Source organism: Streptomyces sp. NH27 (genome assembly GCF_056859195.1).
The window spans coordinates 1-6,673 of sequence record NZ_JACEGK010000448.1 but is presented as its reverse complement, the minus strand read 5'-3'; the positions used below and the strand labels follow the sequence as shown (position 1 = coordinate 6,673).

At 69.4% G+C, this 6,673-nt stretch carries 9 protein-coding genes and 2 pseudogenes; 7 read left to right on the top strand and 4 right to left on the bottom strand.

Annotation, left to right across the window (positions count from 1 at the left end; translation table 11 throughout):
• The first annotated feature begins 179 nt into the window (after nt 1–179).
• Nucleotides 180–644: an ATP-binding protein gene (locus tag AC13HU_RS28805; protein WP_483044888.1), complete on the top strand. Its 465-nt coding sequence runs from the start codon at nt 180–182 to the stop codon at nt 642–644.
• Between the two features lie 112 nt (nt 645–756).
• Here AC13HU_RS28805 and AC13HU_RS28800 read toward each other — a convergent pair whose 3' ends face one another.
• Nucleotides 757–1,062 carry a MazG-like family protein gene (locus AC13HU_RS28800; RefSeq protein ID WP_483044887.1) on the bottom strand — a complete coding sequence of 102 codons (306 nt, stop codon included), beginning with the start codon at nt 1,060–1,062 and terminating at the stop codon, nt 757–759.
• A 287-nt stretch (nt 1,063–1,349) separates the two neighbouring features.
• On the opposite strand from AC13HU_RS28800, the gene AC13HU_RS28795 reads away from it, so the two are divergent.
• Nucleotides 1,350–1,832 carry a GNAT family N-acetyltransferase gene (locus AC13HU_RS28795; protein WP_483044886.1) on the top strand — a complete coding sequence of 161 codons (483 nt, stop codon included), beginning with the start codon at nt 1,350–1,352 and terminating at the stop codon, nt 1,830–1,832.
• A 164-nt stretch (nt 1,833–1,996) separates the two neighbouring features.
• On the opposite strand, the gene AC13HU_RS28790 is transcribed toward AC13HU_RS28795, so the two are convergent.
• From AC13HU_RS28790 to AC13HU_RS28780, 3 genes are all read right to left on the bottom strand, one after another.
• Nucleotides 1,997–2,785, bottom strand: a complete 789-nt coding sequence (locus tag AC13HU_RS28790; RefSeq protein WP_483044885.1) for a class I SAM-dependent methyltransferase — start codon at nt 2,783–2,785, stop codon at nt 1,997–1,999.
• Nucleotides 2,786–2,898: 113 nt separating this feature from the next.
• Nucleotides 2,899–3,294, bottom strand: a complete 396-nt coding sequence (locus AC13HU_RS28785) for a hypothetical protein (RefSeq protein WP_483044884.1) — start codon at nt 3,292–3,294, stop codon at nt 2,899–2,901.
• A gap of 28 nt (nt 3,295–3,322) precedes the next feature.
• A complete protein-coding gene (locus AC13HU_RS28780) occupies nt 3,323–3,838 on the bottom strand; it encodes a MarR family winged helix-turn-helix transcriptional regulator (protein WP_483044889.1) in 516 nt (171 codons plus the stop codon).
• On the opposite strand from AC13HU_RS28780, the gene AC13HU_RS28775 reads away from it, so the two are divergent.
• From AC13HU_RS28775 to AC13HU_RS28755, 5 genes and pseudogenes are all read left to right on the top strand, one after another.
• On the top strand, nt 3,822–4,184 hold the full coding sequence (locus AC13HU_RS28775; protein WP_483044890.1) for a hypothetical protein: 363 nt from the start codon (nt 3,822–3,824) through the stop codon (nt 4,182–4,184). The two genes, AC13HU_RS28780 and AC13HU_RS28775, sit on opposite strands and share 17 nt — an antisense overlap.
• A gap of 17 nt (nt 4,185–4,201) precedes the next feature.
• Nucleotides 4,202–4,698, top strand: a pseudogene (locus tag AC13HU_RS28770) (transposase family protein); the annotation flags it as partial.
• 407 nt (nt 4,699–5,105) lie between these two features.
• On the top strand, nt 5,106–5,645 hold the full coding sequence (locus AC13HU_RS28765) for a hypothetical protein (RefSeq protein WP_483044883.1): 540 nt from the start codon (nt 5,106–5,108) through the stop codon (nt 5,643–5,645).
• A 38-nt stretch (nt 5,646–5,683) separates the two neighbouring features.
• Complete coding sequence (locus AC13HU_RS28760) at nt 5,684–6,316, top strand: TetR family transcriptional regulator (protein WP_483044882.1); 633 nt, start codon at nt 5,684–5,686, stop codon at nt 6,314–6,316.
• Nucleotides 6,317–6,430: 114 nt separating this feature from the next.
• Nucleotides 6,431–6,673, top strand: a pseudogene (locus AC13HU_RS28755) (hypothetical protein); the annotation flags it as partial.

Genomic DNA, 6,673 nt, shown 5'->3' with positions numbered 1-6,673 from the left:
CCCGTACCCCCGCTTCGCCCCCGCACCCGGTCCGTCCGCCACGGCAACACGCGCGCCGGCGCGTGCCCCGGGCGTATGCGAAAGGAGTGTGCCGCGGGGTGTATTGAGCCGTGCGGGACGGGGTATACGGCTCGCGTCGCGTACGACGAACGTACGGGGAACGGACAAGGGGCACGGGGATGAACGACAGCATGACGGCCGAGCACGGCCTGGCCCCGGCGGCGACGCCCGACCTGTGGGCCGGCGCGGCGTACGACGGCGACACCGGCTCGATCGCGGTCGCCCGCGCGACGGCCGCGGCCTTCCTCGACCGCGCCCGGGACCGGCACGCCCTGCCCGTACCGGCGCAGGCGCACGCCGACGCCCAGCTCGTGGTGAGCGAACTGGTCACCAACGCGGTGAAGTACGCCCCGGGGCCCTGCGTGCTCAACCTGGAGATCCGCGGACCGGTGCTGGAGATCACCACCTGGGACACCGACGCGACGCTCCCGCTCGCCCGCGCCACCGAGCCCGGCCGGATCGGCCAGCACGGCCTGGAGATCGTCCTCGCGCTCTGCGACGGCTTCGAGGTGCGCCGCGAGCCGGTCGGCAAGCGGATCACGGTCCGCCTGGCGCTCGGCCCGATCGGCCCGTTCGACGTATAGGCCCGTTACGCCGCCGGCCCGTTACGCCGCCGGCCCGGCCCGGCCCGGCCCGGACCGGACCGGACTGGCCCGGGCCCGGGCGAGCCCCCTCGGCGTGCGGTGCGAACGGCGTTCAGCCGTCGCTCGTCCTGACCAGCGCTCCGTGCGCGTTGCGCTCGTACGTGCGCCGCTTGTTCTTCTCGATCTTCCGGGCGACCTCGGTGTCGAGGTCCAGCCCGTTCATCTGCGCCAGGGCGGTCAGATAGAGGAAGACGTCGGCCAACTCCTCCCCGAAGTCGGCATGCCCCTTGCGCCACGCGGTGAACGCCTCGCCCACCTCGGCGGTGAGCAGCCCGAACTCCAGGGCCACATCGTCGATGTTGAAGCCCTTGGCGAGCTTGTTCTCCCAGGCGAGCTGCTGGGCGGATGCGATGTCCACGGCTCCTCCGAAGCGGTGCGGCGCGTGCGGCCGCAGCCTAGCGGGCGCCCAGGTCCCGCCGTCTCGACCCACGCCCGTCGCCGCCCGGCCGGCGGGAGTTCGGCGTATCGGCGTACGCCCCGCCGCTATGATGCGGGCCATGGAGTGTTTTGCCACGTGGCGTACGCGCCGCTGAGGGACCGGCCCGACGCCGATGTCGTGGCCGGGAGCGGGCCGATGCCGTTGTTCGCTCGGTCACCAGGCCTCACCGCGTCTCAGCACGCCCTCAGTCCGAAAGGCACACTCCCATGCGCATCCGTGCGTTCACCCCGCACGACCTGGCACCACTCACCGAACTGACCATCGCGACGTTCCGGCCGTTCTACGAGGACTCCTTCCGCCCGCTGGTGGGCGAGGCTGTCTTCGCCGTCCAACACGGGAACTGGCGTGAGGACTACCGCGAACAGGTGGCCGAACTCCACGCGCCCGAACGGCACCGGTACGTCGCCCTCGCCGAAGACGAGGACGCCCTCGCGGGCTACGTGGCGTGGAGCGTCGACCCGGCCCGCAAGAAGGGCGACGTCACGATCCTCGCCGTCTCGGCCCGGCACCGGCGGCACCGCGTGGGCACCGCCCTGTGCGAACACGCCTTTGCGCAGATGCGGGCCCTCGGCGCCGAGGTCGTCGAGATCGGCACCGGGGGAGACGGGTTCCACGCACCGGCCCGCGCGCTCTACGAGGCGCTCGGGTGCACACCGGTTCCGCTCACCGCCTATTTCCGCCGGCTCTGACGCCTCCCGGACGGGCGCCTCCCCGCGCCCGTCCGGGTGCGGTACTGGCGGTGCCGGGTACGGCTCGCATCACGTCCCGGGACGCCCAGGCCGGTGTCCAGGCGGGGCGCGAAGAGGCGCGGGCCGCGTACCGGCCGTTCCGCGCCGGATACCGGGACAGCGTCTCAGTCGGCGTGCAGGACGAAGAACAGGAAGCACAGGAAGCGGGAGCGGGCGGCGACTTCGTCGGGGAACAGGTCGCGGGCGGCTGGATCGGGCGCCGGCTCGCTGATGACCGTGATCCGGAAGCCGGCCGCCGTGAACGCGTCGGTCATCGCGTGCAGCGGCCGGTGCCAGCGGCTCACCGGGGCGCTCTGGTCGCCGAAGGTCCACTCCTCGACCCAGCTCGTGGTGTCGAAGTACCCGTACTCGTCCTGGCGGCCGGCCTCGCGGTGCATCAGGTTGATGGCGAAAGGGTGCTCCACGGCCGTGATCAGCCGGCCGCCGGGCTTGAGTACGCGCCGCAGCTCGGCCAGCGCCGGACCCCAGTCCTTCAGATAGTGCAGCACCAGGGCCGCTGTGACGTCGTCGAACGTGTCGTCGGCGTAGGGAAGGGGGCTGCCCAGGTCGGCCAACTGAAGGTCCGCGTCGTCGCCGAGACGCTTCCGGGCCAGCTCCAGCATCCGGGTGCTCGCGTCGAAACCGCTCACGACGGCGCCGCGGTCGCGCAGTTCGGCGATCAGGGGGCCGGAACCGCAGCCCGCGTCGAGAATCCGGCGCCCGGACACCTCTCCGGCGAGGGCCAGCATCGCGGGCCGCTGGTAGTAGGCATTGATGAGGCCGGCTTCGTTCGCGGCCGTGTACCCCTCGGCGAAGACGTCGTAGGGGTTCACTTCCGGCGTATCCACAGGCGCGGCGGAGGGCGAGGCAAGCCCGGCGGAGGGTGCGTTCACCTGTTGGTGGTCCGAAGTCATGGTGCGAGAGACGTGTGCCGGCGTCGCTTCGGTTCCTGGCCGCACACCGTCTCCTCCCTCGGGTAGGACCAACTCGCCCTACGCCACCGCGAAGTTCTCGGCGCGCTGGGCCCTCACACGCTGGGAGGCCAGACGGGCGGCCACTGGTCGCCGTCCTCCTGGCAGAACCGTCTCCCGGACACGTGCATGGCCAGTTCCGGCCGCCACTCCTCGCGATAGTCCGGGTCATCGCGGAACGCCAGCGCCAGGCGCCGGACACGCAGGCAGGGCCACTGCTCCACATCGATCTCGACGTAACTGGAGAACTCCGAGCCCGGCTCGATCCGTGAGCACGTGACGCAGCCCGTGAACATCACCATCCTCGACTCGAACCGCCCTCCGCCCCGCTCCACGTACCAGGCGGGCATGCGCTTCGGCTCGTGGTCGAGGAGCGACGCGAACCCGTCCTCGTCGATCCGCGACAGCAGGAAGCCGAGCAGCGCCTCCGCGTACGGCTCGAAGCTGGGCACGGCGGAGTCCTTCGGGGGAATGGTGGCCTCAAGCAGCCCTGACGGCGTGGTGCGAGGGTGGGGGCGGCTGGACCGCGAGGTGGGGAGAACGGTTCGGGTCGGTCCTGTTGGTGTGACGCCGTCCCTGGCTCGTGCGGTTCCCTCGCGTGGTATCCGCAGGGGCATCTCGCGGCTGCCGACTCAGCGCGCCCAGAGCGGAGTCGGCGCCCGGGTGGACTGCCCACTGAGGCGTTCTCGGCAACCTGACGGTTGCGTTGCGTGACGATCGTCGGGCGGGCAAGACTCGCGGCTGGCTGACACCGAAGGGAAGCTGCGCCCGCTTGGTCAGTTCTCGTCCTTTGCCGGTCAGCACGATGACCTTGATCCGGCGATCGGTCGGGTGCTGCTGGCGCACGGCGAGACCGCGTTGTTCGAGGGCGTCGACCAGCGAAGTCACGTAGGAGTTGTCGCATCCGAGTCGCTTTGCGAGCTGCCGCATGGGGATCGGTTCGTCCAGGGGGAGGACGAGCAGTGCCCGCAGGGGTGGCGTGGCTTTCGTGTTCATCCCCAGCCAGGCGGCGTCGATGGCCACCATCACCAAGGCGCGGACGGGGCAGGCGTCCTCGATCTTCAACGCCGGCAAGCAGCTGGGAGGCGCCATCGGCGTCGCGCTGCTCAGCGCCGTACTCGCCGCCGTGGGCCCGACCCAGGAGGAGGCCGGCCATGTCGACGTCCACCTGACCGCCTACCACGACGCGTTCCTCGCCGCGGCCGCAGCAGCCACACTCGCCGTCGCGGTCGCTCTCGCCATCCATGATGCTGACGCCTCCACCACCATGACGCGTCGCCGAAACCCCCGTGCGGCCGAGCGTCAGGCCGAGGAGCCCGCAGTCGCCGCCAAAGACGGCTGAAAAGCACACGCAATTCGGGGTCTTCTCGGCAACGTGACAATCACGGTGCGAGAGGGCCTGTCGGATGGCTGGTTGGTGACCTGGCATCAGATATGCGTGACAGGCACCACGGAGGGAACCCGCAGGTCATCTCTGCCCCGGACGGCTGGCCGCTGTGGGTCTCACCGGTCCGCCCGGGCCGCGAGCACGACACCACCTGCGCCCGCGCGCACGGCCTGGTCGACGCCCTGAACCGGGTCGCCGACGCCCTCGGCATCCCCACCCTGACCGACCTCGGCTACGAGAACGCCGCAGATGGCTTCCGCCACCCGGTCAAGTAGCCCAAGTGCGGCAACTTGCCGAGCCCGACAAGGCGTTCAACGCCGTGATGCGCGGCGTCCACGCCCTCGCCGAACGTGCCAACGCACTGCTGAAGGTCACCTTCAAGGCCCTGCTCCGGGTCAGCCTCGACCCTGCGGCCATCACCCGGATCGCCCGCGCCGAACTCGTCCTGAGGTTGCTCCGATGCTGCTGACCCAGACACGCAAGGGCCCGGCCTCGGGGCCCGTCCCGGTCCGCGCCGAAGATCCCCGCGCCGTGTCCAGGTCTGACAGCGAGACAACCCCCGGGCTGCCGTCGGAAAGGAATTCCTCGATGACCGGTCCGAGATCCTCGGAGGGAACATAGGCGCCGCCGAACGGCAACTCATCCGGAAGCACCGATCCGGTCGAACACCGCAGCTGTCCGGCCATCTTGTCGTGCCACACGTAGAACGTCGCCGGCCCTGAAACCCCCATGCGGCGAACCCGTCCTCGCAGGGCCTCCGCAGTCGACTCGAAAGCAGCCGCCACCTCGGCGACGGACAAGGACTTCCTGTCCTCCGCGTTCGCCCCCAGCCAACAGGTGTTGGTCTCCCGCTCCACCTGACGGTCGGTCGGTTCCTTGGACGAGGCGTCCAAGAAGGACATCGTCAGCCGCGTGGAGCAAGCCGTGACCCAGCGGGAGTGGGCAGGTTCGCTGGCGGAGGCGATCACACATCAAGACCAGTCCAGTGTTGACATTGACCGGGCGGTCAATAATATTGGCCACATGGTCAATAGCGATGCGACTCGCGCACCTCATCAACTCGGTGCAGTCAGCGTGCTGGTCGGGGTCTACGCCGCCGCCATGGTCGGAACGGTCGTGGCGCTGGCGGTCATGGCGTCCACGGCCCCGGAGAAGGCGACCAATGAGGCGTGGGGGCACGCCCTGATCGTCACGTTCTTCGCAGTCCTCCTTCTGGTGCGACTCCGGTCCGCCCGATTGGGCAGCACCACGGCAGTCCGGGCACTCGGCATCATCGCCGCGGCGATGCTCGTCGCGAACCTGGTGGAAGCCGCCCTGCCGGGTGCCTTCCCAGGGTGGATGCGGGTCGAGATGGTGGCGATCGCCCTGTGGATGTCGATACTGCTCACCCTGCTCCGTCGTTCGGCACGCCGCTGATTGGTGCCTCTCGCAAACTCCCCGCTAGGAATGATGGTGTGAAAACTCCCCACCGAGAGCCTCACCCCCATCCGCGCACTCGTCAGCGCCTCAGCGAGGAGGTACGTCGGACACAGATCATCAAGGCCACCATCGCGGTGGTTGCCGAACTCGGCTACGAGGGTGCCTCCCTGGCCCGGATCGCTGAGCGGGCGGACGTTTCCAAAGGCTTGATCTCGCACTACTTCACAGACAAGGATCGCCTCATGGAAACGGTTGCCAGGACCACTCTGGCGACCCTCAGGCAGACCATTGCCGACTCTCTCGTCCTGACCGACCCGGTTCCCGAGGTCATCCGTGCCGCGATTCGCCGTGTGGCCCGCTTGGGCGCAACGCACCAAGCCGAGCTGACCACGATGCGACAAATCAGCACCAACCTGCGTGAGGCCGACGGGACCCTACGGCTCGGCCTCACCGACTACGAGGAGACCTACCAAGGCCAGGAAGCCCTGTTCCGTCGCGGTCAGGAAGAGGGCAGCCTCCGCGACTTCGACACTCGGGTCATGTCGGTCACCTACCAGGGCGCCATCGACACGATGGTCACCTACCTCCATGAGCATCCCGAGGTCGATGCCCACCTCTACGCGGATGCACTCGCTGACCTCATCGTCGCTGCTATCAGGCGCTGCTGAAGAGATGCCACGGAACTGAGTGCGTTGTGGCAAAGGGAGTCCGTGTTCGATGAGTAGGGGCTTCTTCGTGTGCGGGGCATGATCGCGGAGGGGTGGGGGGAGTCAGCGGGCGGCTTGTTGTTGATCGAGGGGGGCGCGATGCCGTCGGTGCTGGGGTTGATGGAACGGCGTGAGGCGCGGGCGAGGCAGGATCTGGAGTCTTGGACGGAGGTTCTGGATCAGGCTCAGGCGGAGGTCGATGCCGCGCGGGAGCGAGTCGAGCGGGCTCGGGTGGGGCGTGAGGAGCTCGCGTCGGTGCTGGCTGAGGAGAACGCGGTTGATACGCCGGTTTCCGTGCCTTCGGGTGGTGGTGTCGGC

Coding starts and splice junctions, on each gene's coding strand:
- AC13HU_RS28805 (WP_483044888.1), top strand. CDS start 180: ATGAACGACAGCATGACGGCCGAGCACGGCCTGGCCCCGGCGGCGACG.
- AC13HU_RS28795 (WP_483044886.1), top strand. CDS start 1,350: ATGCGCATCCGTGCGTTCACCCCGCACGACCTGGCACCACTCACCGAA.
- AC13HU_RS28790 (WP_483044885.1), bottom strand. CDS start 2,785: ATGACTTCGGACCACCAACAGGTGAACGCACCCTCCGCCGGGCTTGCC.
- AC13HU_RS28780 (WP_483044889.1), bottom strand. CDS start 3,838: ATGAACACGAAAGCCACGCCACCCCTGCGGGCACTGCTCGTCCTCCCC.